Genomic DNA, 25,171 nt, shown 5'->3' with positions numbered 1-25,171 from the left:
GGACCGGCCGTCTCTCCCCGCCGCATTTCTGAGGAACCTTCGCTTTGCGCCATATTTCCTGGATCGTCACCCTGCCGGTGGCCCTCGTCGCGATCCTGTTCGCGATCTCCAACCGCGGCGTGGTGACCCTGTCGCTGTGGCCGCTGCCCTTCACGCTCGACACCCCGGTCTTTCTGGCCGCGCTGGCGGCGCTGCTGCTGGGCTTCCTGGCCGGCGGCTTCATCGTCTGGAACAGCCAGCGCCGCTACCGCCGCCGCGCCCGGCGCGAGAGCAACCGCGTGCTGTATCTGGAGCGCGAACTGAAGGAGGCGCAGGCCCGCGCCGCCGCCGCCGAGAAGCGGCTGGCCGAGAGCATCCGTCCGGTCTCGGGTCCGCTGCCGGGCTCCAGCGGCGGACTGCCGGTCCCGGCCGCCGAGAACAACGCGCCGACGGTGCATTGAGGCCGGCGTAACCGGACGACGTTTTTTCCCCTCTCCCGGCCCCTCCCGTCGCGAGGGGCGGGTGCCGGTCGGCGGGAGGAGGTCCCATGCGCACGGTCAGCGCCGCCGAGCTTCGTTCCGTCTTGCACCACCGCATGCTGATCGAACGGCTGCGGCAGAGCTTCCGCGCCGGCGTGGAGGCCCCGCCGGCCCATCGCCACCGGGTGGAAACCTACGGGGCCAGCGACGCCACCCTGCTGCTGGCGCCGGCCTGGCAGGTGAACCAGTCGATCGGCTTGCGCATCGACACGGACTTTCCCGACAATTCCGGCGGCGACCTGCCGCAGATCCAGGGTGTCTATCTGCTGGCCGACGGCAAGACCGGGGTGCCGCAGGCGCTGCTGGAATCCTCCGCGGCACTCGCCCGGCGCAGCGGCGCCGCGGCCTCGGCGCTCGCCGCCTCCTATCTGGCGCGGCCGGATGCGGAGCGCCTGCTGGTGGTCGGCACCGGCTCCCTCGCGCTGGAACTGGTGGAAGCCCATGCCGCCGTGCGGACGATCCGCCATGTGCTGGTCTGGGGCCGCGACCTACAGAAGGCCAAGCGCCTCGCCGCCCGCTTCCATCGACCGAAGTTCCGGATCGAGGCGACCAGCGACCTGGAGGGCGCGGTGCGCGGCGCCGACATCGTCGCCTGCGCCACCGCGGCGCGCGAGCCGCTGATCCACGGCGACTGGCTGCGGCCGGGCCAGCATCTGGACCTGCTGGGCGGGGTGACGCCGGAGATGCGCGAAGCCGACGACGGCTGCATCCGCCGGTCCCGCGTCTTCGTCGATTGCCGTAACCGCACGCCGGTGGAGGCCGGCGACATCTCCCAGCCATTGGCCTCCGGCCTGCTGACCGCGGACGACATCGCCGGCGACCTGTTCGACCTCGGCCGCGGCGAGCGGGCGGGACGGCGTTTCTACGACCAGATCACCCTGTTCAAATCGGTGGGCACGGCGCTGGCCGATCTCTGCGCCGCACAGATGGCGGTGGAGATGGTGCTGCACAACGATTCCATCCGCTAAAACGGAGTGCCATCCGCTTTGGACCGCGACGGCGGCCCCGGCCGCCCATGCGGCCGAAGCCCGACCGGCGAATGAGGTCATAGGAATCCAAAGCGAATGCAAATTCGCTTTAAGCGCGCGGCGCGTTGCGCCCGATCCACGCTCCGTCCAGGCGGCTGGGCGCCATTTCGCGGATACCGTCACACGCCATACGCGAGTACCCCCTAAAAGTCAGTTGCATTTCGCTTGCGTTATCCAGGTTGTATCCGCGAGGATTGCCGCCATGGCACCCGTGGCGGGCGGGGTTCCGTGCAGTCCATGTTCGCGCTAACGCGTCACACTGCGGACCGGTCCGAACCCTGCAGCCGCAGCTGTCCCTAAACGAGTTCCCGCGAACGAACTCCGCCGAGCGGCTTCCGCCGAGCGGCTCTCCAAGGACGACCGACCGTGACCGTCTCAGCCTCTCCCCCCGTGAATGCGGGGCCCGGCCTGCGGGCGCCGACGAACCGGCTGCTGCTTGGCGCCGGCTTCATGCTGCTGTCGGCGCTGCTGTTCGGGATCGGCAATTCGGCCGTGCGCTGGGCCTCCACCGTCATGGACCCGCTGGAGGTCGTGTTCTTCCGCAACCTGTTCAGCCTGCTGTGGATGCTTCCCTGGGCGCTGACGGTGGGGGCGCCGGCCTGCCGGTCGGTGTTGGCGGAGCGGCGGCTGGGGCCCTATGTGACGCGGGCGCTCACCAGCCTGTGCGCGATGGCCGGCTGGTTCTACGCCATCGCCCATATCCCCTTGCCGACCGCGACATCGGTCAGCTTCGCCATCCCGCTGTTCGTCACGGCGGGTGCTGCGCTGCTCCTGGGCGAACGGGTGCGGCTGCGGCGCTGGGTGGCGGTGTTCGCCGGTTTCGCCGGAGTGCTGATCGTGCTGCGGCCGGGGGCCACGCCCGTCGATCTGGCTTTCCTGGCGCTGTTCGCTCATTGCCTCGCCGCCGCCGTCACCGTGCTGCAGATGCGGATGCTCAGCCGCAGGGACAGCGCGCCGGTCATCGTCACCTTCCTTGGCCTGCTGGTCACCCCGATGGCGCTGGTTCCGGCGCTGTTCGTCTGGACCTGGCCGAGCTGGAGCGTGCTGGGCGCGCTGGCGCTTCTGGGCGGGCTGCTGACTGCGGGCCAGTTGGCGATGACGAAGGCGCTGTCGCTTGCCGAATCCTCGGCGATGATGCCCTACGATTACGCCCGGTTGCCCTTCACCGCGCTCGTGGCGTGGTTCGCCTTCGGCCAGACCATGGATCTGTGGGGCTGGGTGGGGGCGCTGGTGATCGCCGGCTCCGCGCTCTACACCATGCATCGCGATGCGGCGGACGGGCGCAAGGCCGCGAGGGCGGCGGCCGGTTAGCCGGGCCGTTCCGTTTCGCCGCCGTCCGCCTCGGCGCGCAGCGTTTCCTTCGCGCGGTTCCAGTGCGCCGGGGTCAGGTTGGAGCGCACCGTCTGGATGGCGGCGGCCAGCACCGCCGCGTCGTCGGTGAAGCCGGCGATCAGCAGCCAGTCGGGCAGGGCATCCACCGGCAGCACGAAATAGGCCAGCGCCCCCAGAAGGATCGCCTTCGCCCGATAGGGCGTTGCCGGATCGATCGCGCAGAAATAGGCGGCCAGCAGGTCTTCCAGAAAGGGAATGCGGTGCAGGTTGGCGCGCAGCTTCGGCCAGAAGCGGCGGCGGACCAGCCGCTCGTCCCGCTCGACCCGCACGGGATCGGGAATCGCCAGCGCGGTGCCGGTACCGGTGGGAACGGATGCTGACATGGATGCTGAAACCCTCCGGGATCTGCCCCTTTAGAGAAACCGCCGGCATCGCGGCCGGCGCCGATCGTCACCCCATGGGCTCCGACCATACGGTGTGGTATGGTGAGGGGCCATCTGGTAACGCCATCTGGTAAACAACAAGTGCGATCACAGCCTGTTGGACACAAGGCCGGCGCCCTCCACGGACCGGCCGCAATTAAGGAGGAGATGCCATGAACATCCAGGGTCTGTCCGCCATCGTCACCGGCGGCGCCTCGGGCATGGGGGCGGCGACGGCTCGTCATCTGGCCGGTCTCGGCGCCAAGGTGACCGTGCTGGACGTCAACGAGGACGCGGTGCTGAAGACCGCGCATGAGATCGGCGGGCTGGGCCTGGTCTGCGACGTCACCGACGGCGCCTCCGCCGAGCGGGCGATCGATCAGGCGCGCTCCGCCCATGGGCCGGCCCGCATCGCGGTGAATTGCGCCGGCATCGCCCCGGCCCAGCGCATCGTCGGCCGCGACGGCCCGATGCCGCTGGAGAATTTCCGCTCGGTGATCGAGGTGAACCTGATCGGCAGCTTCAACATCCTGCGGCTGGCCGCGGCCGACATGGCGAAGCTGGACCCGCTGGACAGCGGCGAGCGCGGCGTGATCGTCAACACCGCCTCCGTCGCCGCCTATGAGGGCCAGATCGGGCAGGCCGCCTACGCCGCGTCGAAGGGCGGCATCGTCGCCCTGACCATCTGCGCGGCGCGCGACCTCGCCCGCCACGGCATCCGCGTGATGACGGTGGCCCCCGGCCTTATCGGCACGCCGATGCTGCTGAACATGCCGCAGGAGGTGCAGGACAGCCTCGCCGCCACCGTCCCCTTCCCCAAGCGCTTCGGCAAGCCGGAGGAGTACGCCCGCCTCGTCCAGCACATCCTGGAGAACGAGATGCTGAACGGCGACGTCATCCGCCTGGACGGCGCCATCCGCATGGCGCCGCAGTAAGGACCGGAGGCGCAATGAGTAGGAGCGGCCCCGCAGCGGCGCCGCTCCTTCCTTTTGAAGGTTCAGCTTTCGGTCATGGCGGCTTCGTCCGCACGCTCCGCTTCACCCAGCAGGTCGATCAGCAGCGTGGTGCAATGCTGGAGCCGTTGGTCTGCGGTCGCGGTCGCCATGTCGCGGCCGGTCTGCTCCTGCCAATTCTGCAGCATCAGCGCCAGATGTTTGCGCACGTGGTCTTCCCGATCCAGTCGCCGCGTCGCCATGTTGCCTCCCGTTTCCGCTTCTGCGGAAGCTGCCGTCACTCCGTTCGGTGTCCGCCGGGGCCGGCGGCCGACCTTTGTGTAGCCTCAAATTGGGTAGCTGTCGCCTTAGTCAACAGTCAGAGCCCGGGATGGTCACAGACGGACCTGCATCGTCCGCGCGGTCCTCAGTCGCGCAACCCGCCTATGAACCGTTGGAAAGCCGGCTCCGCCAAGCCCATGTCAGCGCCATCATCGAGGAGGCGACCATGAGCACCACGAGCAACGGCGTCAGCAGGACGGGATTGCCGACCCGCCGTTTCGGCACCACCGACATGGCGATCACCCGCGTCGGCTTCGGCGCCTGGGCGATCGGCGGGCCGGATTGGGCCGCCGGCTGGGGAGCGCAGGACGACAGCCAGTCGGTCACCGCCATCCGCCATGCGGTGGAGCGCGGCATCAACTGGATCGACACCGCCGCCGTCTACGGCCTTGGCCATTCCGAAGAGATCGTGCGGCGCGCCCTGGCCGAAATCCCGGAAGCCGAGCGCCCCTATGTCTTCACCAAATGCGGTCTGGTGTGGGACGAGTCCGACCGCAAGGCGATGCCGCGCCGGATCGGCAAGCCCGACAGCATCCGCCGCGAACTGGAAGCGTCGCTGAAGCGGCTGGGCGTCGAGCGCATCGACCTATACCAGATGCACTGGCCGGCCGAACATGAGGCGGTCGAGGAGTATTGGCAGACCCTGCTGGACCTGAAGAAGGAAGGCAAGGTCCGCGCCGTCGGCCTGTCCAACCACAACGCCGCCCAGTTGGAGGCGGCGGAGCGGCTGGGACATGTCGACACGCTGCAGCCGCCCTTCTCGGCGATCCGCCGCGACGTTGCCGCGTCGGAACTGCCCTGGTGCCTGTCGCACCGGACCGGCGTCATCGTCTACAGCCCGATGCAGGCCGGCCTGCTGACCGGCCGCTTCACGGTGGAGCGGGCGAAGGCCCTGCCGGCCGACGACTGGCGGTCAAGCAACGCCAACTTCACCGGCGAGGCGCTGGAGCGCAATCTGGCGCTGGCCCAGTCCTTCGCGCCGATCGCCGAGCGGCACGACACCTCCATCGCCGCCGTCGCGGTGGCCTGGGTGCTGTCCTGGCCGGCGATCACCGGGGCCATTGTCGGCGCCCGTACACCGGCCCAGGTTGATGGCTGGCTGGACGCCGCCACCCTGACGCTGACGCCGGAGGATCTCGACGAGATCGCGGACTCCATCGCCCGGACCGGGGCGGGCAGCGGACCGTCCCATCCCGATCGGGCCTGATATCGACGGGTTCGACCATAAGAGGAAAGGCAACCGCTTCATGACCGACGCAACGGTACGCGCCAAACTGCTGGGCCTGCCCGGCAGCCTGCGCAGCAACTCCAACTCGCTGGCCGTCCTGCGCGGACTGCAGGACGCCCTGCCGGCCGGCATCAGCATGGACATCCGCGACCTGCGCCTGCCGCTCTACGAACAGGACATCGACACCCCCGAGGCTCCGGCGGAGGTCCGGGCCTTCCGTCAGGCCATCGCCGATGCCGACGGCGTGGTCATCGTCACGCCGGAGTACAATTACGGCATGCCGGGCGTGCTGAAGAACGCGCTCGACTGGGCGTCGCGCCCTTACGGCAAGTCGGCCCTGAACGGCAAGCCGGTGCTGGTCATCTCCAACTCTCCCGCCTTCACCGGCGGGGTGCGCGCGCACCAGCAGGTGAACGACACGCTGCTGGCGATCCCGGCCAATCTGGTGGGCGGCGCCCAGGTGGTCATCGGCACCGTCGGCGAGAAGATCAGGGATGGCAAGCTGGCCGACGAGGCGGTGCTGAAATTCGCGCTGGGCGCCATCGGCAAGATGGTTGCGGCGGCAGGGAAGTGAAAAGAGAAGGGGCGCCACGGCCGTGGCGCCCCTTCTCCATCGTTTCAGAGGCTTCGCGAAGCGCGCTCAGCCGATCTTCTGCTTGGCCATCGAGCCCAGGCGCAGGCGGAGCGCGTTCAGCTTGATGAAGCCTTCGGCGTCCTTCTGGTTGTAGACGCTGTCCTGCTCGAAGGTCACATAGTCCATGCGGTACAGCGAGTTGGGCGACTTGCGGCCGACGACCGTGACGTTGCCCTTGAACAGCTTCAGGCGGACCGTGCCGTTGACCAGCGACTGGGTCTGGTCGATCAGCGACTGGATGGCCAGACGCTCCGGGCTCCACCAGTAGCCGCAATAGATCAGCTCGGCATAGCGCGGCATCAGCTCGTCCTTCAGGTGCGCGGCACCGCGGTCGAGGGTGATGCTCTCCATGGCGCGGTGCGCCACCAGCAGGATGCTGCCGCCCGGGGTTTCGTAGACGCCGCGCGACTTCATGCCGACATAGCGGTTCTCGACGAGGTCGAGGCGGCCGATGCCGTTTTCGCCGCCCAGGCGGTTCAGCTCGGTCAGCAGGGCCGCCGGCGACAGCGCCTTGCCGTCGATGGCGACCGCGTCACCGTTCTTGAACTCGACCTCGATGTAGGTCGGGGTGTCCGGCGCCTTTTCCGGGGCGACGGAGCGGGTGTACATGTCCTCGTCCGGCTCGACCCACGGATCCTCCAGCGCCTTGCCTTCGTAGGAGATGTGCAGGAGGTTGGCGTCGGTGGAGTAGGGGGCCTCGCCGCGCTTGTCCTTCGCGATCGGAATCTGGTGCTTCTCGGCGTAGTCCAGCAGCGTGGTGCGGCTGTTCAGGGTCCATTCGCGCCACGGCGCGATGACCGTGATGTCCGGGCGCAGGGCATAGTAGCCCAGCTCGAAGCGCACCTGGTCGTTGCCCTTGCCGGTGGCGCCATGGGCGACGGCATCGGCGCCGACCATGTTGGCGATCTCGATCTGGCGCTTGGCGATCAGCGGCCGGGCGATCGAGGTGCCGAGCAGGTAGGTGCCCTCGTACAGCGTGTTGGCGCGGAACATCGGGAAGACGAAGTCGCGAACGAATTCCTCGCGCAGATCGTCGATGAAGATGTTTTCCGGCTTGATGCCCAGAAGCTCGGCCTTCTTGCGGGCGGGCTCCAGCTCCTCGCCCTGGCCGAGATCGGCGGTGAAGGTCACCACCTCGCAGGAATAGGTTTCCTGCAGCCACTTCAGAATGACCGAGGTGTCGAGGCCGCCCGAATAGGCGAGCACCACTTTCTTGATCTGTTTGCCGGACGCGCCGCTCATTGGACTGCTCTTGCAGTAGAGAAAGGTAAGGCGGCGACCGTAAGGCCTTTCCCGCCCACCTTCAAGCCCCGCGGGCGCCGATCGGGCGCCGATCGGCCATGGGGAGCGCCTACTCGATCTTCTCGTCGGCGTAGGTGCCCCAGAAATCGGCGCGCTTCATCCAGCCGCGATAGCCTCTCAGCTCCACCTCGCACCAGTCGTCGCGGCACTTCCTCAGCGATCCGATGACGCCCGGCTCGGCCCGCGCCACCACCGCGCTGTCGCTGCGCGGCGCCTGGTGCACGGTGCGGGTCTGGCCGACGATCAGGACGCCGCGGCGGCCGGACAGCGCGCTCTGGTGCACCCAGCCTTCCGCCCCCTCCCAATCTCGGATGCGGCGCCAGGTGTCGAATTCCTGGATGATCTCCACCGGCATGTCCTTGCGGCGGAAGACCCATTCGATGGGATAGCTGCCGTTGGGGCCGGAGCGAAGGTTCACCTCGCCGACGCGCACCGTGACGAAGCGGGGAATCGGCAGGCCCGTCGCGCGGGTGGGATCCTTCCGGTTCTCCGTGCTTTTCTCCGCGGCCCAGGCCGTGCCGCCATGGGCCGTGCCGCCGCAGGCCGCGCCCAACCCGATCATCAGGGCCAGCATGGCGAGGGCGGAGCGGCGGACGAGCATGACGGCACCGGGGTTGGCGGAAGGGAGCAGCGGAATCGGGCCGCACTATAGAGACCACCCGTTCGATAGGGCAAGCGCCGCCACCCCCAGGAGGCTGCGGTCCAACCGCCGGACATCCCGTCGCGGGATGGGCTTTCGTGACGGACTTCTGGACAGTCCCACGGGCGCTTGGTATGGCAACCAGGAACCGGAGCAGCCCAGCAGGGACCGTGAGATGCGGGCGGACCGGGGCAAGGGAGGACCAGCACCGATGACCGACAAGAAGAAGCCGCTCGTTGTCGTCACCCGCAAGCTGCCGGACGTCATCGAGACGCGGATGATGGAGCTGTTCGACACCCGGCTCAACCCGGACGACATTCCGCTGACCCCCGCCCAGATGCAGGAGGCGATGGCCGTCGCCGAGGTTCTGGTGCCCACCGTCACCGACCGCATCGACCGCGCCCTGATCGAGTCCGCCGGCCCGCAGCTGCGGCTGATCGCCTCCTTCGGCACCGGCGTCGACCACATCGACCTGAAGGCGGCGCGCGAGCGCGGCATCATCGTCACCAACACCCCCGGCGTCCTGACCGACGACACCGCCGACATGACCATGGCGCTGCTGCTGGCGACCGCGCGGCGCGTGGCGGAAGGCGAGCGGCTGGTCCGCTCCGGCCAGTGGACCGGCTGGGGTCCGACCACCATGCTGGGCCACCGCATCAGCGGCAAGCGGCTGGGCATCCTGGGCATGGGCCGCATCGGCTCGGCCCTGGCGCGCCGCGCGCGCGCCTTCGGCATGTCGATCCACTACCACAACCGCCGCCGCGTCCATCCCGAACTGGAACAGGAGCTGGAGGCGACCTACTGGTCCAGCCTGGACCAGATGCTGGCGCGGATGGACGTGGTGTCGATCAACTGCCCGCACACGCCGGCCACCTACCATCTGCTGTCGGAGCGCCGGCTGAAGCTGCTGCGCCCGCATTGCTACATCGTCAACACGTCGCGCGGCGAGGTGATCGACGAGGTGGCGCTGACCCGCATGCTGTCGAAGGGCGAGATCGCCGGCGCCGGCCTGGACGTGTTCGAGCATGAGCCGGCCGTCAACCCGAAGCTACTGCGGCTGGACAACGTCGTCCTGCTGCCGCACATGGGTTCCGCCACCATCGAGGGCCGCATCGACATGGGCGAGAAGGTGGTGATCAACATCAAGACCTTCATCGACGGCCACACCCCGCCCGACCGCGTGCTGGAAGCGCTTCTGTAAAGCGCCCTTTCCCGGGGCGGGGCAGGGCTTCGGCGCGAAGCCCTGCCGCCTTCGGCTCGGCGGTGGTTCAGCGGTGGTTCAACGAGGGTTCGTCGGGCGGGAGGCGCGGCTGATCACGAAGTCGAGCTTTCCAGCGCCGGCGCCTCGATCAGTTCCGCTTCCAGCCTGGCCTTGGCGGCGGCGGCGAGTTCCTCGTCGGCCTGGATACGGTTCATGTCCTCCGGCGTGACGGCGCCGGCGGCGATCACCAGCTCGGCGAAGTCCGACAGGTAGACGCTGCCCTTTACCGTGCGCTGGACCAGCACGTTGCGCTTGTCCTCCTCGTCGCGCTTGCGCTTGACGAAGCCCAGCACCGACAGCCGGTCGAGCGCGCGGGTCACGGCGGGCTTGGAGATGTTCAGCAGGGATGCGAGGCCGCGCACGGTGTGCGGCGGATCGGTCAGATAGACCTGGAGCAGGATCGCCAACTGCCGCGCCGACAGGTCCGGCCCGTCCTGGCGGACGCTGGCGACCAGCGCCGTGCGCCACAACCCAAGCGCCTTCAGGTTCCGTGCCATGCCTCCCCCCGGAAAGCCGCGCCCCGCTCCGCAACCGGAGCACGCGCCCCGAAGTGTCGCCTACCCGAACGATGCAGGCAAGAGTTTCGCGTTCACCGGACGGGAGAAGCGGCGCGCCCGCCCGCCCGGCCCGCCTTACTTCCCCTCGCGCTTCAGCAGCAGCGGCTTGGCCATGCCGGTGACCAGCACGTTGCCGCCGCTCAGCGGGACCATGGTCAGGCTGTAGCCGGCCGACACGGGCGCGAGGCTGACCGCCTGCTTCGCCGCGTTGGGGGCGGCGGTCACGCCGGCCGCCTTGACCTCCTTCGGGTCGAAGGGGGCGTCCTCGCCCTGGCCGGCGACGTCATAGCTGCCGCATTCGCCGCCGACGCAGATGCTGGCGGCGTCGATGCTGGCCTTGCCGGCCGAGTCGCTGAAGGGCGTGTCCTCCGCACCGCCGGTCCAGCTCCAGGTGCCGCGCAGCCAATCGGGAAGGCGGGTGTCCTTCTGGAGTTCCAGGTTGTCGGTGATCAGCCCGATGCTGCCGCCCAGCCCCTGCGCGGCCACCGCCTCGGCGATGCGGCGGGCCTCGGCGGTGCCGATGGCGTAGCGGCCGGCGATCTGCGGCGTCCAGGCCGCCACCGCCCCGTCCACCGCGGCACGGAGACGCTCGCCCCAGCCGGGTGCGATCCAGCGCGGGTTGGTCCAGCCGGCGGCATCCCTGACCAGCGCCGCCAGTTCCGGCGCGTCGGCGAGGAACAGGCGCGGATCGACCGCCGACTTCATGCGGTCGATGCCCATCTGGCGGTAGGTGGCGAATCGGATGGTGCCGGTACGGCTGGACGCGGCCTCCAGCATCGGGGCCAGCAGGTCGTCCACCGCCTTCCAGGCGGGCGAGGCGAGCAGGGCGTTTTCGTCCGGGCAGGCGGGATGGGCGCCGAAATTGTCGCGGCTGCTGCCGTAGAGCGGCTCCATCGCCTTCCAGGCCGCCGCGCCGCGCCGCTCCATCACCGAGCAGGGCCACGCCATCTCGACATCGTCGCTGACCACCCGCAAGGCGGTCAGGAAGCCTTCGTCGGTGGCGAGGTCGACCCCCGACGCGGTCTCGCGCGCATAGGGATCCTCGAGGCCCTCGACGGCCTCGCGCAGCAGCGCTTCCGCCTTGGCCCGGTCGGGGGAGGGGCCGAAGCGCAGCGCATAGGCGGTCCACCCCTTGCCCAGCCCGCCGCGGATCTCGGCCAGCCGCTTCCCGGCGCCCACTGGGTCGGCGGCGATGCCGTCGACGATGGACGACACCGCGGCGACCGCCTTGGGCACCGACTCGGCCAACGCGGTGCGGCGGGCGTCGAGAACCGGAGCGAGGCAGGCGGCGACCGACGGGCCTGCCGTGGCGCACTGGTTGCGCTGGGTCAGCCATGCCTTCTGCTCCGCCCGCAGCCGCTCGCGGTCGGCGGTGCCTGACAGGGCCTGCAGCGTCCTGTAGGCATCGGCGATCCCGGTGTCGGCATCGGCCAGCTCGGGATCGGCGCAGATCGCCTTTTCCACCGGCGTGGAGGCCGCCTTGCAGTCGAAGGACGGCTGTGCCCATGCGGTACCGGCCGCGACCATGACCGAAAGGGCCAGCGCCGCCCCGGCGAGCGCCATCCGTCCATGCGGTGGCAGCGTCAGGCGGTTCGACGGTCCCGAAAGGTCCAGCTGGCCCATCATGTCTCCCTGGGGTTGTGGCCCGGGGAAGATACGGAATCCCGCGACATTTGTCCCCGGCGCCGTTCGGCCTAGTCGGGGCTTGTCCCGTCCTGGGGGTTGTTCCGTCTCAGGGCAGGAAGGCGACGGAGACGGCGGCGAAATGGCAGCTGGCGGCGGCCAGCACCAGCAGGTGCCAGACCGCGTTGTTGTAGGGCATCCGGTCCATCAGGTGAAAGACGACGCCGACGGTGTAAAGCAGCCCGCCGACGACCAGCAGCCACAGCGCAGGCGCCGACAGCACCGACCCCAGCGGCTCCAGCGCGGTGACGATCGCCCAGCCCAGCCCGAGATACAGCGCCAGCCCCAGCCGGTGGAATCGTCCGGGAAAGCGCAGCTTCAGCGCCGCCCCGAAGGCGGCACCGCCCCAGACGGCGCCGCCCAGCACGACGCCCTGGCCCAGCCCCAGCGTGAAGGGGGTGTAGGTGCCGGCGATCATCACGAAGATCATGGCATGATCGACCCGCCGCAGCAGGGCCTTGCCGACGCCCGGCGGGGCGAGGTTGTAGGCGGCCGAGGCGATGAGCATGCCGACCAGCCCCAGCCCATAGATCGCCAGGGCGGTGATCGTCCGGGCGGGCAATGTGCCGGACAGGATCGCGGTATTCAGCAGCCAGACGAATCCGGCGATCCCGGCCGTGACGCCGACGGCATGAACGGCGGCATCCGCCCGCCGCTCGCCGACGCTGTAGACGGGAAACCGGTCGGCATCCGACATCGGCACACCACCTCGATCGACGCGTGGAGGAAAGGCGGCCGCCGGAAAGGGGCCTTCCGTGTCGAAAATGGTGTGCCTGCCGCAGCCGGGCCACCCTCCGATGGTGGGATGTGGATGCGGGGTGTTGGGGCCAACCGCTTATGCGGGAAGTTGCGGCCGGTTTCCCGGCGTCTTCATTCAGCGGCGTAGGCGATGGCTTCCGGGGCGCGGGCTTCCGGTGCGCGGTGGCGCGGCATCGGCTCCGACAGGCTGGCGGCCTTGCGGAAGTAGCAGAGCGCATAGACGCGGACGCAGCCGGTGAGGTTGTCGCAGTCCTGGCGTTCGGCCTCGATCTTCGACACCAGCTCGCTCATCGTCATGTGCTCGCGGGCGCAGATTTCCTCAAGCGACTCCCACTCCACCGGCATCAGCTTCATGCTGGTCCGCTTGCCGTTCACCCTGATGTTGCGCATCTGCATGTGGGAGCCCTCCGTTGCTGGTGCATAAACAGGTATGCGAAACCGCTGCGACCTTGCTGTGAAGTTTTTCACAGGGGAGAAAAGGACGGTGGGGCTGGACACGTTAAAGGAGCAGCGGGCAACCGGACGGACGCCGGCCAGCTCCCTCGGACCGGAGGTTGCGATGACCCGACGTAACGCCTTGCATTCCATCATAGAAGAAGCTGCTGCAGCGCGTTCTGCCCTGTGCGAGAACGAACTGGTCATCCGGCTGGACAACATCCTGTCCATCGCGCGGGCGGCCTTGGAGGAGGGAGAGGAGGACGAAATGCCGCAGCCCGCCCAGAGTGTCGGCCGGACGTCCCGCCCATAAAAAAACCGCCGCTAACCCGATGGATTAGCGGCGAGTTGAACAGGGAGGCTTCACGTCTGGGAGACGCTGGGTCCGAAGACCCAACCCCGGAGGGGAGACCTCCGGGACGAAACATCGGGTGCTGCGTCGCAGCATCCAACGGTCAAAATTTGACCATTCCACTGCCAACTTTCCAGGCACAAATAAATAAATCTACCATGCAAGCCACGCATGGCTAGAAAAGATCCTTAGAAGGCTAATAAAAATGCCGAAATTGGCCGGGCTGCCCTCGAAAGATGGTGCGGCGCGGTCAATTTCGGCAACTCTCTTGCAAACTGTCGGAAAACGCCCCGGATCAGAACGGTGTTTCTGCCACTTTTTTAACCAGGAAGTCGCGGAAGACGGCGATGCGCTTGGAATGGCGCAGTTCTTCGGCATAAACGAAATAGGCGTCGACCTTCGGGCCGTCGACATCCGGCAGGACGCGGGTCACGTCCTTGGGGAAGCTGTCGACCAGGAAGTCGGGCAGCGCGCCGATGCCAAGCCCGCTCTCCACCGCGCGGTAGATGGCGTAGACGCTGTTGACCTGCAGGATCGGCTTCCGGTTCGGCGAGGGATCGCCAACCTCCATGATCCAGTTGACGTTGGGGATCGGCGCCCGCACGTCCGGCGGGTAGGTGATCAGGTCGTGGCTGTCCAGCTCGGCCGGCGTCTTGGGCGTCCCCTTCCTCTTCAGGTAGCCCTGGCTGGCATAGAGATGGAAGCGGATCGACATCAGGTGCCGCTGGATCAGGTCGGGCTGGCGCGGCGTGTTCATGCGGATGGCGATGTCCGCCTCCCGCATCGCCAGATCCAGCTCGTCGTCGTCGATCAGCAGCGTCAACTGGATGTCGGGGTAGATCGACATGAATTCGTTGATGCGCGGCGTCAGCCAGGTCGTTCCGAAGGCGACGGTCGTCGTCACCCGCAGCGGACCCTTGGGATGCTCCCGGCTTTCGGTCAGCATCGCCTCGGTCATCGACAGCTTGGCGAAGACGTCGCGGGCGGTGCGGTGAAGCAGCTCGCCCTGTTCGGTCAGGATCAGCCCGCGGGCGTGGCGGTGAAACAGCGGAACGCCCAGGCTTTCCTCAAGCGCGCTGATCTGGCGGCTGACCGCCGACTGGCTGAGGTTCAACGTCTCGCCGGCATGCGTGAAGCTGCCGGCTTCGGCCACCGCGTGGAAAACCCGCAGCTTGTCCCAATCCATCATGCTGTCCCGCCCCAGTGCGCAGCCGCCCGGAGCCTCCCATTATCTTGAAGACGGCGCATGGCCGCCATGCATGTTTATAGCGGGAACGCGCCCGGAACGCACGCGCTACCAAGCCTGATTCGCACGAAAATTAATCATGATCGCCGGAATTATTCTCATCCGAAGTCCCAGCTATTCGGAGATATCCGCAGAATGGATAGGGGTGTTGCCGATGCTCGGAAATCACCGCCGGACTGCTTGACCCAGTTTTGCTAATCCGCCCCGCCCGGCAGGGCGGCGTTAATCCGCAGCGTCGGTCAGCGCGGCGGCCTTGGCCGTTGCGTTGCGGGAAGCCCTGCCGGCCACGGCGCTCCTGCCGCCGCCGCCATGCCCGCTGATCTCGTCGCCGGCATCGGGGGGCAGGCGCCAGAAGGGCAGGCTGGAGACGCAGGCCATCAGCCCCACTGTCAGGAAGGCCGGAACGAAGGAGGCCGGGGTCAGGGCGCCGCCGCTCCACTGCACGGTCAGGTGCAGTGCCGTGGCGCCGACGGCGACGCCGAGGCTCAGCGAGAGCTGCTGCATCACGCTGGCCAGGGTGTTGGCCCGGCTGGTCATCGCCTGCGGCACCTCGGCATAGCTCAGCGTGTTCATGCCGGTGAACTGCAGCGAGCGGAAGAAGCCGCCCAGCAGCAGCGCGCCCAGGATCACCAGATGCGGCGTGTCGGGGCGGAAGGCGCCGTAGCCGGCCAGGATGACGCCGCTGACGATGGAGTTCAGCCCCAGCACCGGGCGGAAGCCGAAACGGCGCAGGATCGGACCGGCCAGCGCCTTCATCGTCAGCGCTCCGGCGGCTCCGGCGAAGGTCAGGGCGCCCGACTCGAAGGCGGTCAGGCCGAAGCCGATCTGCAGCATCACCGGCATCAGGAAGGGCACCGCGCCGATGCCGATGCGGAACAGCGTGCCGCCCAGAACCGAGGCGCGGTAGGTCGGCAGCCGGAACAGCGACGGATCCAGCACCGGCCGCGCCACCCGCCGGGCATGGCGCAGATAGGCCAGCGTCGCCAGCAGCGCCGCCCCCAGCAGCCCCGCCACCGCATAGGCCGGCAGCAGGTCGCGCCCGACATTCTCGAAGCCGAACATGAAGGCGGCCAGCGCGATGGAGCTCCACAGGAAACCGCGGGCGTCGAAGGGGTCGCGCTGCTCCTCCTTCAGGTTGGGGATCAGCGCCAGAACGAGCGCGATGCCGATCAGCCCGATCGGCACGTTGATGAAGAAGATCCAGCGCCAGGAGGCGTAGGTGGTGATCGCGCCGCCCACCAGCGGACCCAGCGCCGGGCCGATCAGCGCCGGCAGGGTCATCCGCGCCATCGCCGTCACCAGCTGGTCCTTGGGCACGGTGCGCAGCAGGATCAGCCGGCCGACCGGCACCATCATCGCCCCGCCGATGCCCTGGACGATGCGGGCGGCGACAAGTTCCGCCAGCCCGTTCGACAGGCCGCAGGCGACGGAGCCCAGCGTGAAGACGCCGATGGCGCTGGCGAAGACGGTGCGCGCGCCATAGCGGTCGGCCGCCCAGCCGCTGACCGGCAGGAACACCGCCAGCGCCAGCATGTAGGAGGTCATCGCCAGGCTGAGCCGCAGGGGATCCTCGCCCATCGACCGCGCGATCGCCGGCAGCGCGGTGGCGATCACCGTCGCGTCGAGATTCTCCATGAACAGGGCGCAGGCGATGATCAGCGGGGTGACGCGCGACATGAGGGACCGTCAGGCAGGGGGCGGAACCCTAGGAATGTGAGTCGTTCCGCCGCCATGACCATCGCGCGTGCTAAAGCCCTGCCATGCGTAACACCGCCGACTTACGCTCGGCGGTAAGGGCCGCGACTGCGGCCCCGCAGGCCCTTGCCTGCGAAGGCAGGCGGCCGGACTCAGCGCCCGGTGAACACCGGTTTCCGCTTCTCCAGGAAGGCGCGGTAGCCTTCGCGGAAGTCCTCGGTGCCGAAGCAGCGGTAGCACTCGGCGATCTCGGCCTCGGTCAGCGGCGCCGGGTCGGACAGGCGGCGGACATAGCGCTTGTGCAGGGTGGCGGCCAGCGGCGCGCCGGCGGCGATGCGCTGGACGGTGGCGGCGACCTCCGCCTCGAAGCCCTCGTCGGGGACGACCCGGTGGACGAGGTTCTTGTCCTTGGCCTCCGCCGCACCGAAGACGCGGCCCTCCAGCAGGATCTCCAGCGCCGCCGGGCCGCCGGCGACGTCGGCGACCAGCTTCAGCTCGGTCGGTCCCATGGAGATGCCCAGCCGGCTGACCGGCACGCCGAAGCGGCTGCTTTCCGAACAGACCCGGAGGTCGCAGGCCAGCGCCACCGCCAGGCCGATGCCGCAGCAGGGACCGTCGATGGCGGCCAGCACCGGATGGCGCAAGGCACGCAGCCCGTCCAACCCCTCGTCCATCAGGTCGCCGTAGCCCGCCCCCTGTTCGGGGCTGTTGCGCTCGCTCTCGAACTCCGAGATGTCGGCGCCGGGGGAGAAGGTGCGGGCGCCGGTGGAGCCGGGGCCGCCGCGCATCACCACGACGCGGATGCCGCCGTCGGCCTCCAGATCCCCCAGGTGGCCGATCAGCGCATGCCACATCGGCTTGTCGAAGGCGTTCAGCCTGTCCGGGTTGGACAGGGTCAGGGTCGCGACGGCTCCATCGCGGCCGAGGGTGATGGTGCCGGCCATGCCGCAATCTCCATCCGTTTCCGTATGGCCGCGTACCATAGCGCTCCGCCGAAGGGACGCAAGACGCCCGGTGGCGCAGTGCGGCATAGCCGGCCGAGACGCCGGCGAAAAAAGTGAGGGTGCCGTCGATTTTCCTCTTGCGGCGGAGGTCGCGTTTCCGTAGAAAACGGCTCCCGGACGACGGGAGCGCGGGCGTAGCTCAGGGGTAGAGCACAACCTTGCCAAGGTTGGGGTCGAGGGTTCGAATCCCTTCGCCCGCTCCAGTTCTCCGGTAAAGCGAAGATCAAAGGGCCGGGCGGCGACGCACCGGCCCTTCGCTTTTCCGGCTTTGGTTTTTTCGTCTCCATAGCCTGGAAACACCGGGCATCCCGTATCGACACTGGCCGTCCGGCGCGCTAGATCCTAATCCATGACCGACACTTCCCTCGCCGCCCGCGGCGTTGCGCTCGACCTGCTGCGCGACGTGCTGCGCAAGTCCGTTCCCTTCGACGACGCGTTCGACGCGCATCCCGAACTGGCGGCGCTGCAGCCGCGCGACCGCGGCTTCGTCCGCCTGCTGGTCGCCACCGTCCTGCGCCGCCTGGGCCAGATCGACGAGCTGATCCAGTCCAGCCTCGCCAAGCCGGGCCTGCCCAAGGCCGCCATCCACGACATGCTGCGGCTGGGCACGGCGCAGCTGGTGTTCCTGAACACCCCCGCCCATGCCGCGGTCGACACCGCGGTGGAACTGGCGGCGGCGCGCAACGCGGCTCCCTACAAGGGGCTGATCAACGCCGTGCTGCGCCGCATCGGGCGCGAGGGGGCGGAGATGGCGGCGCGGCAGGATGCCGGACGGCTGAACACGCCGGACTGGCTGTGGCTGTCCTGGCGTTCCGCCTACGGCACCGCCCGCACCCGCGGCATCGTCGAGGCGCATCTGCACGAGGCGCCGCTGGACATCACGGTGAAGTCCGACCCCGAGGGCTGGGCCGAGCGGCTGGGCGCCACCCTGCTGCCGACCGGGTCGCTGCGCCGCCCGCCCGGCGGGTCGGTGACCGAGCTTCCGGGCTTCGAGGACGGTGAATGGTGGATCCAGGATCTCGCCGCCTCGCTGCCGGCCAAGCTGTTCGGCGATCTTCGGGGCAAGCGGGTGTTCGATCTGTGCGCCGCCCCCGGCGGCAAGACGGCGCAGCTGTTGGTGCAGGGGGCGCAGGTCACCGCCATCGACCGCTCGGCCCGCCGGCTGGAGCGGGTCACCGAAAACCTGAAGCGTCTCAAGCTGCAGGCCGAGGTGCTGGCCGCCGACGCGACGACCTGGGAACCGGAGGAGCCGGCCGACGCCGTGCTGCTCGACGCGCCCTGCTCGGCGACGGGGGCGATCCGGCGCCATCCCGACATCCTGCGCGTCAAGACGCCCGACGACATCGCCAAGCTGGCCCGCGCCCAGTCGCGGCTGCTCGCCCGCTCGGTCGAGCTGGTCAAGCCCGGCGGCACGCTGATCTACTGCACCTGCTCGATCCAGCCGGAGGAGGGGGAGGCGCAGATCGCCCGCCTGCTGGAGCGGGACAGCCGGGTGGAGCGCTGGCCGGTCACCGCCGGGGAGCTCGGCGGGCTGGCGGAGCCGATCAACGAGGCCGGCGAGGTCCGCAGCCTTCCGGGGATGCTGGCCGATCTCGGCGGGATCGACGGCTTCTTCGTCGCACGGCTGCGCCGACGCGCGGACTGAGGCCGCGTCCGTTCCGCAGCGAAGGATAATTCCCAGGCCCGTCTTGCGGTGCGGCCGTCGAATTGATACGACACGAGCTATGCTTTCGTCCGTGCTCTCCCGCACCGCATCATCACCCTCCGCCGGCCGTCGACGCCGTTCGCGGTCCTGAAGGAGTCGGCGCTGATGAGCCACGGGAACGGACGGTTTCGCAGCGGCATGGCGCGTCTTGCCTATGGGAATCCCCTCTACGCCCTGATGCTGGGCGGCAAGGCGCCGGGGGCCCTGGCGGTGGTTCCGCCCGATCCCTGGCCGGGCGACAGCGGCAACGGCAACGCCATGCTGGCCGGCCGGATGGGATTCGCCGGGCAAACCGTGATGGTCGATCCCAACGGCGCGCCCAACTGGCGGCCCCAGGGCGCCACCCCCGGCTGGCTGCGCGCCGCCCATGGCTTCGAATGGCTGCGCGACCTGCGCGCGGTCGGCGGCGACACGGCGCGGCGCCGGGCGCGGGTGCTGGTGTGGTCGTGGCTGGACCAGAATGGCGGCTGGCATGCGCAGAGCTGGGCGCCCGACATTCTGGGCACGCGGCTGGCCAGCTGGATCGGGCTGCATGACTTCTTCTGCGCCTCGGCCGACGACGAGTTCCGCGCCCGCGTGTTCGAGAGCATGGCCCGCCAGCTCCGCCACCTGCTGCGGGTGGCCCCGGCCAAGCTGGATGGCGAGCGGCTGATCGGCGCGGTCAAGGGGCTGCTCTATGGCGGCTATTGCCTGCCCGACCAGGACAAGGCGGCGCGGGAGGCTCTGCGCCTGCTCGACAAGGAACTGCCGCGCCAGATCCTGCCCGACGGCGGCCATGTGGAGCGCAACCCGTCGATCCAGATGCGGGTGCTGCGCGACCTGATCGACATGCGCGCCGTCCTGCGCGTGGCGAAGGAGGAGGTGCCGGAAAGCCTCCAGCATGCCATCGACCGCATGACGCCGGCGCTCCGTTTCTTCCGCCATGTCGATGGTGGGCTCGCCCTGTTCAACGGCGGGCGGGAGGAGGATCCGGCGCTGATCGACACGGTGCTGGCCCAGGCCGACGCCCGCGGCCGTCCGCTGAAGAGCGCGCCGCACACCGGGTTCGAGCGGCTGCTCGCCGGGCGCACCCTGGTGCTGCTCGACACCGGCGCGCCGCCGCCGGTGGGGCTGGACCGCAGCGCCCATGCCGGAACCCTGTCGATGGAGGTCTCCGTCAACAAGGAGCGGCTGATCGTCAATTGCGGCAGCCACCCGTCCCAGCGCGGCCCCTGGCGCGCGGCGCTGGCCGGGTCTTCCGCCCATTCGACCATGGTGGTGGCCGACACCAACTCGTCGGAGGTTCTGGAGAAGGGCGGGCTGGGCCGCCGGCCGACGAATGTCAGCTGCGAGCGGCAGGAATCGGACGGCGCCATGCTGGTGGTCGCCAGCCACAACGGCTACAGCAAGGGCTTCGGCCTGCTGCACCGCCGCCGCGTCTATCTGGCCGACAATGGCGAGGATCTGCGCGGCGAGGACACGCTGGAACCGGTGATCGGCGCCACGCCGCAGCCGCAGCCCTATGCCATCCGCTTCCACCTGCACCCGAATGTCCAGGTGGTTCCCGCCCAGGGCAACGATCAGGTTCTTCTGCGCCTGCCCAGCGGCAACGCCTGGCGCATGCGGGTGACCGGCGCCGTGCTGGAGGTGGCGGAGAGCGTCTATCTCGGCAGCGGGGACGAGCCGCGCCGCACCCGGCAGATCATGATGCAGGGACAATGCGGCCCCGAAGGGCTGACGGTGAAATGGGCCTTGCGCCGCGAGCGCAAGGCGGCGTAAATCGCGCCCATCCGCGGTGGCCGGGCCTATACCCTTCGGGAGAGGCGTGGAAACACGGATGAACACGGGATTCGGAGCACGGACGACCACGGAACTCTTCACGCCGTGCTTATCCCTGTCCGTCCGGGCCGGCAGCGCCGGGGGCGGGCAGGGATAAGCACGGCTGAGCGGCATTTCCGTGGCCGTCCGTGCTTTTCTTCTTCCGTGCTTGTCCGGGTATCCCCGGTTGCCTGCGGCCAAACGCACCACCCGCAGCGATCAGGATGACGCCATGAGCCCGCCCAAAGCCAACCACGCCCCCGCCCCCGACAAGGTCCGCATCACCCGCGCCCTGATCTCCGTGTCCGACAAGGCCGGTCTGGTGGAGCTGGGCAAGGCGCTCGCCGCCCGCGGCGTCGAAATCCTGTCGACCGGCGGTTCGGCCCAGCGTCTGGCCGAGGCCGGCGTGCCGGTCAAGGAGGTCTCCGACCACACCGGCTTCCCGGAGATCATGGACGGCCGCGTCAAGACGCTGCATCCGCGCGTCCATGGCGGCATCCTGGCCCGCCGCGACATCCATGCCGACGCCATGGCCCAGCACGACATCCCCGGCATCGATCTGGTGGTGGTCAACCTCTATCCGTTCGAGGCGACGGTCGCCAAGGGCGCGGCCTATGACGATTGCGTCGAGAACATCGACATCGGCGGGCCGGCGATGATCCGCGCCGCCGCCAAGAACCACGATTTCGTCGCCATCGTCACCGAGCCGTCCGATTACGAGGCGGTGATGGACGAACTGGCGACCCATGACGGCTGCGTCACGCTGGCCCTGCGCCGCAAGCTGGCCCAGCGCGCCTATGCCCGCACCGCCGCCTATGACGCCGCCATCTCCACCTGGCTGGCCGGCCAGCTGGGCGAGACCTTCCCGCCGCGCACCACCCTGTCGGGCGTCCTGGCCCAGACCCTGCGCTATGGCGAGAACCCGCACCAGCAGGCGGCCTTCTACGTCACCGGCGAGAAGCGTCCGGGCGTCGCCACCGCCGTGCAGCTGCAGGGCAAGGAGCTGTCCTACAACAACCTGAACGACACCGACGCCGCCTTCGAACTGGTGGCGGAGTTCGAGCAGCCGGCCGTCGCCATCATCAAGCACGCCAACCCCTGCGGCGTGGCGCAAGGCTCCAACCTGCTGGAGGCCTACCGGTCGGCCCTGCTGTGCGATCCGGTCAGCGCCTTCGGCGGCATCATAGCCGTCAACCGCAGCCTGGACGCCGAAACGGCGGAGGAGATCTCCAAGCTGTTCGCCGAGGTGGTGATCGCCCCGGACGCCGACGAGGCCGCGCGCGCCCTGCTGGCGACCAAGAAGAACCTGCGCGTGCTGCTGACCAAGGACGTGCCGAACCCGGCCGAGCCCGGCATGATGATCAAGCAGCTGTCCGGCGGCTTCCTGCTGCAGAACCGCGACAGCGGCCGCGTCAACCCGGCCGAGCTGAAGGTCGTCACCAAGCGCGCGCCGACCGAACAGGAACTGGCCGACCTGCTCTTCGCCTTCCGCGTCGCCAAGCACGTCAAGTCGAACGCCATCGTCTATGCCAAGAACGGCGCCACGGTGGGCGTCGGCGCCGGCCAGATGAGCCGCGTCGATTCGGCCCGCATCGCCGCCATCAAGTCGGCCGAAGCCGCCAAGGCCGCCGGCCTCCCGGAGCCGCTGACCAAGGGCTCGGTCGTCGCGTCGGACGCCTTCTTCCCGTTCGCCGACGGCCTGCTGGCCGCGGCGGAAGCGGGTGTGACGGCGGTGATCCAGCCGGGCGGTTCGATCCGCGACAACGAGGTCATCGCCGCCGCGGACGAGAAGGGTCTGGCGATGGTGCTGACCGGAATGCGGCACTTCCGGCATTGACGTGTCGATGGGGTGGGGGCGCCGGTTGCCCCCTCCCTAACCCTCCCCCGCTCTCGGCCGGCCGAAGGCCCGTCCGATCACGGGAGAGGGAGCTGTCGCCGCTCCGTTGCCGAAACCTGGCAAGCGTCCTGCCACCTCTCCCGTGAAGCGGGGGAGGGATGGGGAGGGGGCCGTAAGCTTCACGCCTCCGCCAGCAGGTCGTCCGAGTCCTCGACCCGCTTCAGCATCGACTGGCGCAGTTTCAGCAGCGCCCGATGCTCCAGCTGGCGCACGCGCTCCTTGCTGACGCCCAGTTCGCGGCCCAACTCCTCCAGCGTGGCGCCTTCCTCGCGCAGGCGGCGTTCGCGGATGATGGTGCGTTCGCGCGGGCTCAGTTCGCCCAGCGCGTCCGCCAGCCACTGCGAGCGCGTGTTGGCGTCGCGCATGCCGATCACCACCTCCTCCGGCGAGGGGCGCTGGTCGGCCAGGAAGTCCTGCCAGTCGTCGTCGGAGCCGTCGGCCACCGGCGTGTTCAGCGACTGGTCGGAACCGGACAGCCGCATTTCCATCGCCTCGACCTCGGACACCTCGACCTTCAGTTCGCCGGCGATCCACTCGCGGCCTTCCCTGGTCAGGGGAGCGCCGCTGCCGTTCTGGGTGGCGCTGTCGATCTTGGCGCGCAGGCGGCGCAGGTTGAAGAACAGGGACTTCTGCGCGGCGGTGGTGCCGGTCCGCACGATCGACCAGTTGCGCAGGATGTAGTCCTGCATGGCCGAGCGGATCCACCAGGCGGCGTAGGTGGAGAAACGTACCTCGCGGTCGGGCTCGAAGCGGCTGGCCGCCTGCATCAGGCCGACATTGCCCTCCTGGACGAGATCGCCCATCGGCAGACCGTAATTACGGAATCGGGACGCGGTGGCTACCACCAGACGGGTGTATGCCCGCACCAGCTGATGCAGGGCGCGTTCATCGTTGCCCTCGCGCCATTTTCGGGCGAGTTCGAATTCATGGTCGCGCGACAGCAACGGTTCGCGCATGGATGCCTTGATGAAGCTCAGATTCGCACGCTGAGTCTCCGGATCGTCGATGTATGCCATCCGTCCCTTCCTTCCCGTCTGGGCGGCATCGTGTTCCTTCGCATATCCCCGTATTATCGGGTCTTCGCCGCTTTGCCGCCTGCCCCCGGTCTGATGCCGTCGGGTTAGACAACAAGCATGAGCGCGCCCTGTTGCGGATTCATACGCAGGTGTAGGGACAACGGATCACAGGGCATGGAGGATTTTTACCGGAGGCCTATTTCAAGGCGTTCCGGATGATGGCGGCAGCGGTAGGCGGGGAGGGGAGGAAGGTTCGGGCTGGACCTAAGGGTGGGATCACACCTGGAAAAGGTCCAGCATTTCCCCGAAAGAATCGAGGCAGGCGCAGACGAGGTGCCCACCACGGCCGCAGCCGCCGTCCAGCGTCACCGTCACCGGGCCGACATCCACGCTGGGGTCTTCGGGGGTCCAGAGAGGGTTGTAGCCGCGCACGAGGCGGCGGAAAGCGCCATAGGGCTGGTCCAGCCGGGCGAAGGCGGCGGTGCCCCACCAGAAGGCATCGCCCTGGCCGGTCAGCGGACGCCGCGGGTCGATGCCGGCGCTGACCAGAAGCATGCTGCCGCCCCGGCTGCCGGCGCTCCGGCTGTCGGCGCCGGGGGGACCGTCATCCGGCCCGTCGCCGGAAACCGGGCTGCCGACCGGCCCGCCGGTGTAGGCGGCACGGCGCAGGGCGTTGAACAGCGCCTCGTGGCCGGGATGGGCGGCCATCGACTGGCGCAGTTCGCGCGTCCAGCGTCCGAGCATCACGGCGCCGCCGCGCGCCGCCGCCATGCCCGCCTCCAGGTTGCCGCCATAGGCCGCCAGCGTCGGCGCAACGCCCTGGCGCAGCATCCAGTCCAGGACGGTGCGGGGATCGGGGGCGAAGTGGAGTTGCTGCAACTTCTGCCACATCTCCTCCTGCTGGCCGCGGAGGTAGACGATGTCCGACGCGACCATGCCCGGCATCGCCAGCAGCGCGATGCGGAAGGTCAGCAGCCGGTCGATGGTCTCCACCACCTGGTCGCCCAAGCCGATCATGTTGCCGAGATAGACCAGCCGGTCGCCGGGACGGAAGCGCTGGGCGATGGCGTGGTGGATCACGTCCAGCCGGTCGGGCTGGGCATGGATAGCGCCGATGGTCCAGACGCGGCGCGGACGGCCGAGCGACGCGAAGCGGCTGTCGTCCTCGACGGCGGCGACGATGGTCCCGGCAGGGCGGGCGGGATGACCAAGGCGCGGCGGCAGACCCAAACTCGATCCCCTTCGACGTCGTTCGCGAAGCCGGTGTCAGCGGTCCGTCCGGGGATGCCGGCAAGTGCCGGGGCCGGAGGGCGGCGGGGAGTTTAGGCGTGTCGTGCCGCCGAAACAAAGGTGAAAAAACGAGACGGGCGCGCGGCTTGAAGTGGC

Annotated in this window: 24 protein-coding genes and 1 tRNA gene; 12 read left to right on the top strand and 13 right to left on the bottom strand. The window is 69.0% G+C overall.

The features are described from left to right. Nucleotides 1–44 precede the first annotated feature (44 nt). The 3 genes from DM194_RS10630 to DM194_RS10620 all read left to right on the top strand — a co-directional run bounded on the left by DM194_RS10630 (nt 45) and on the right by DM194_RS10620 (nt 2,857). Nucleotides 45–440 (top strand): lipopolysaccharide assembly protein LapA domain-containing protein, encoded by a 396-nt coding sequence (locus DM194_RS10630; protein ID WP_111067288.1) that lies wholly within the window; start codon nt 45–47, stop codon nt 438–440. 86 nt (nt 441–526) lie between these two features. Continuing rightward, nucleotides 527–1,486 carry a bifunctional Delta(1)-pyrroline-2-carboxylate/Delta(1)-piperideine-2-carboxylate reductase gene (lhpI, locus tag DM194_RS10625; protein WP_111067287.1) on the top strand — a complete coding sequence of 320 codons (960 nt, stop codon included), beginning with the start codon at nt 527–529 and terminating at the stop codon, nt 1,484–1,486. 426 nt (nt 1,487–1,912) lie between these two features. Beyond that, nucleotides 1,913–2,857 (top strand): DMT family transporter, encoded by a 945-nt coding sequence (locus DM194_RS10620; RefSeq protein ID WP_246024187.1) that lies wholly within the window; start codon nt 1,913–1,915, stop codon nt 2,855–2,857. On the opposite strand, the gene DM194_RS10615 is transcribed toward DM194_RS10620, so the two are convergent. Then, nucleotides 2,854–3,261 carry a YkvA family protein gene (locus tag DM194_RS10615; protein ID WP_111067285.1) on the bottom strand — a complete coding sequence of 136 codons (408 nt, stop codon included), beginning with the start codon at nt 3,259–3,261 and terminating at the stop codon, nt 2,854–2,856. The genes DM194_RS10620 and DM194_RS10615 overlap by 4 nt on opposite strands. 212 nt (nt 3,262–3,473) lie before the next feature. Here DM194_RS10615 and DM194_RS10610 point away from each other — a divergent pair, with 212 nt between their 5' ends. Further along, nucleotides 3,474–4,235 carry an SDR family NAD(P)-dependent oxidoreductase gene (locus tag DM194_RS10610; RefSeq protein ID WP_109076116.1) on the top strand — a complete coding sequence of 254 codons (762 nt, stop codon included), beginning with the start codon at nt 3,474–3,476 and terminating at the stop codon, nt 4,233–4,235. 62 nt (nt 4,236–4,297) lie between these two features. Here DM194_RS10610 and DM194_RS10605 read toward each other — a convergent pair whose 3' ends face one another. Continuing rightward, the gene (locus tag DM194_RS10605; RefSeq protein ID WP_162629997.1) at nt 4,298–4,462 is read right to left on the bottom strand and encodes a hypothetical protein; all 165 of its coding nucleotides are present in this window, start codon (nt 4,460–4,462) and stop codon (nt 4,298–4,300) included. 278 nt (nt 4,463–4,740) lie between these two features. On the opposite strand from DM194_RS10605, the gene DM194_RS10600 reads away from it, so the two are divergent. Then, the gene (locus tag DM194_RS10600) at nt 4,741–5,781 is read left to right on the top strand and encodes an aldo/keto reductase (RefSeq protein ID WP_111067916.1); all 1,041 of its coding nucleotides are present in this window, start codon (nt 4,741–4,743) and stop codon (nt 5,779–5,781) included. 40 nt (nt 5,782–5,821) lie between these two features. Beyond that, nucleotides 5,822–6,376, top strand: coding sequence for an NADPH-dependent FMN reductase (locus DM194_RS10595; protein ID WP_111067283.1), 555 nt, complete (start codon nt 5,822–5,824; stop codon nt 6,374–6,376). A gap of 66 nt (nt 6,377–6,442) precedes the next feature. Here DM194_RS10595 and DM194_RS10590 read toward each other — a convergent pair whose 3' ends face one another. Both DM194_RS10590 and DM194_RS10585 read right to left on the bottom strand, forming a co-directional pair. Continuing rightward, nucleotides 6,443–7,678, bottom strand: coding sequence for an argininosuccinate synthase (locus tag DM194_RS10590; protein WP_111067282.1), 1,236 nt, complete (start codon nt 7,676–7,678; stop codon nt 6,443–6,445). A gap of 109 nt (nt 7,679–7,787) precedes the next feature. Beyond that, entirely contained in the window at nt 7,788–8,339 is a 552-nt protein-coding gene (locus DM194_RS10585; RefSeq protein WP_246024186.1) for an SH3 domain-containing protein, read from the bottom strand. Nucleotides 8,340–8,589: 250 nt separating this feature from the next. On the opposite strand from DM194_RS10585, the gene DM194_RS10580 reads away from it, so the two are divergent. Continuing rightward, nucleotides 8,590–9,579 (top strand): 2-hydroxyacid dehydrogenase, encoded by a 990-nt coding sequence (locus tag DM194_RS10580; RefSeq protein WP_111067281.1) that lies wholly within the window; start codon nt 8,590–8,592, stop codon nt 9,577–9,579. A gap of 113 nt (nt 9,580–9,692) precedes the next feature. Here DM194_RS10580 and DM194_RS10575 read toward each other — a convergent pair whose 3' ends face one another. From DM194_RS10575 to DM194_RS10560, 4 genes are all read right to left on the bottom strand, one after another. Next, the gene (locus tag DM194_RS10575) at nt 9,693–10,136 is read right to left on the bottom strand and encodes a MarR family transcriptional regulator (RefSeq protein ID WP_111067280.1); all 444 of its coding nucleotides are present in this window, start codon (nt 10,134–10,136) and stop codon (nt 9,693–9,695) included. Between the two features lie 135 nt (nt 10,137–10,271). Beyond that, complete coding sequence (locus DM194_RS10570) at nt 10,272–11,822, bottom strand: lysozyme inhibitor LprI family protein (protein ID WP_246024185.1); 1,551 nt, start codon at nt 11,820–11,822, stop codon at nt 10,272–10,274. 106 nt (nt 11,823–11,928) lie between these two features. After that, nucleotides 11,929–12,576 carry a PAQR family membrane homeostasis protein TrhA gene (gene trhA, locus DM194_RS10565; RefSeq protein WP_162629996.1) on the bottom strand — a complete coding sequence of 216 codons (648 nt, stop codon included), beginning with the start codon at nt 12,574–12,576 and terminating at the stop codon, nt 11,929–11,931. Between the two features lie 173 nt (nt 12,577–12,749). Continuing rightward, entirely contained in the window at nt 12,750–13,034 is a 285-nt protein-coding gene (locus DM194_RS10560) for a ribbon-helix-helix domain-containing protein (protein WP_111067278.1), read from the bottom strand. Nucleotides 13,035–13,197: 163 nt separating this feature from the next. Between DM194_RS10560 and DM194_RS28080 the strand changes: the two genes are divergently transcribed. Beyond that, entirely contained in the window at nt 13,198–13,386 is a 189-nt protein-coding gene (locus DM194_RS28080; RefSeq protein ID WP_162629995.1) for a hypothetical protein, read from the top strand. A 334-nt stretch (nt 13,387–13,720) separates the two neighbouring features. Here the strand turns inward: DM194_RS28080 and DM194_RS10550 are convergent, their stop codons facing one another. The 3 genes from DM194_RS10550 to DM194_RS10540 all read right to left on the bottom strand — a co-directional run bounded on the left by DM194_RS10550 (nt 13,721) and on the right by DM194_RS10540 (nt 17,310). Next, entirely contained in the window at nt 13,721–14,611 is an 891-nt protein-coding gene (locus DM194_RS10550) for a LysR family transcriptional regulator (protein ID WP_176581416.1), read from the bottom strand. Between the two features lie 282 nt (nt 14,612–14,893). After that, complete coding sequence (locus DM194_RS10545; protein WP_111067275.1) at nt 14,894–16,348, bottom strand: DHA2 family efflux MFS transporter permease subunit; 1,455 nt, start codon at nt 16,346–16,348, stop codon at nt 14,894–14,896. A gap of 170 nt (nt 16,349–16,518) precedes the next feature. Continuing rightward, nucleotides 16,519–17,310, bottom strand: a complete 792-nt coding sequence (locus tag DM194_RS10540; RefSeq protein WP_111067274.1) for an enoyl-CoA hydratase/isomerase family protein — start codon at nt 17,308–17,310, stop codon at nt 16,519–16,521. A gap of 188 nt (nt 17,311–17,498) precedes the next feature. On the opposite strand from DM194_RS10540, the gene DM194_RS10535 reads away from it, so the two are divergent. From DM194_RS10535 to purH, 4 genes are all read left to right on the top strand, one after another. Continuing rightward, nucleotides 17,499–17,573, top strand: a tRNA-Gly gene (locus DM194_RS10535). A 146-nt stretch (nt 17,574–17,719) separates the two neighbouring features. Continuing rightward, the gene (rsmB, locus tag DM194_RS10530) at nt 17,720–19,015 is read left to right on the top strand and encodes a 16S rRNA (cytosine(967)-C(5))-methyltransferase RsmB (protein ID WP_111067273.1); all 1,296 of its coding nucleotides are present in this window, start codon (nt 17,720–17,722) and stop codon (nt 19,013–19,015) included. A gap of 165 nt (nt 19,016–19,180) precedes the next feature. Next, a complete protein-coding gene (locus DM194_RS10525) occupies nt 19,181–20,833 on the top strand; it encodes a heparinase II/III family protein (protein ID WP_111067272.1) in 1,653 nt (550 codons plus the stop codon). A 271-nt stretch (nt 20,834–21,104) separates the two neighbouring features. After that, on the top strand, nt 21,105–22,709 hold the full coding sequence (gene purH, locus DM194_RS10520; protein WP_111067271.1) for a bifunctional phosphoribosylaminoimidazolecarboxamide formyltransferase/IMP cyclohydrolase: 1,605 nt from the start codon (nt 21,105–21,107) through the stop codon (nt 22,707–22,709). A gap of 179 nt (nt 22,710–22,888) precedes the next feature. On the opposite strand, the gene DM194_RS10515 is transcribed toward purH, so the two are convergent. Beyond that, on the bottom strand, nt 22,889–23,785 hold the full coding sequence (locus DM194_RS10515; protein WP_111067270.1) for an RNA polymerase factor sigma-32: 897 nt from the start codon (nt 23,783–23,785) through the stop codon (nt 22,889–22,891). 276 nt (nt 23,786–24,061) lie between these two features. Continuing rightward, on the bottom strand, nt 24,062–25,015 hold the full coding sequence (locus DM194_RS10510) for a hypothetical protein (RefSeq protein WP_111067269.1): 954 nt from the start codon (nt 25,013–25,015) through the stop codon (nt 24,062–24,064). Nucleotides 25,016–25,171 lie beyond the last annotated feature (156 nt).

Source organism: Azospirillum ramasamyi, assembly GCF_003233655.1.
GTDB lineage: Bacteria > Pseudomonadota > Alphaproteobacteria > Azospirillales > Azospirillaceae > Azospirillum > Azospirillum ramasamyi.
This window is presented reverse-complemented; position numbering and strand designations above follow the sequence as displayed.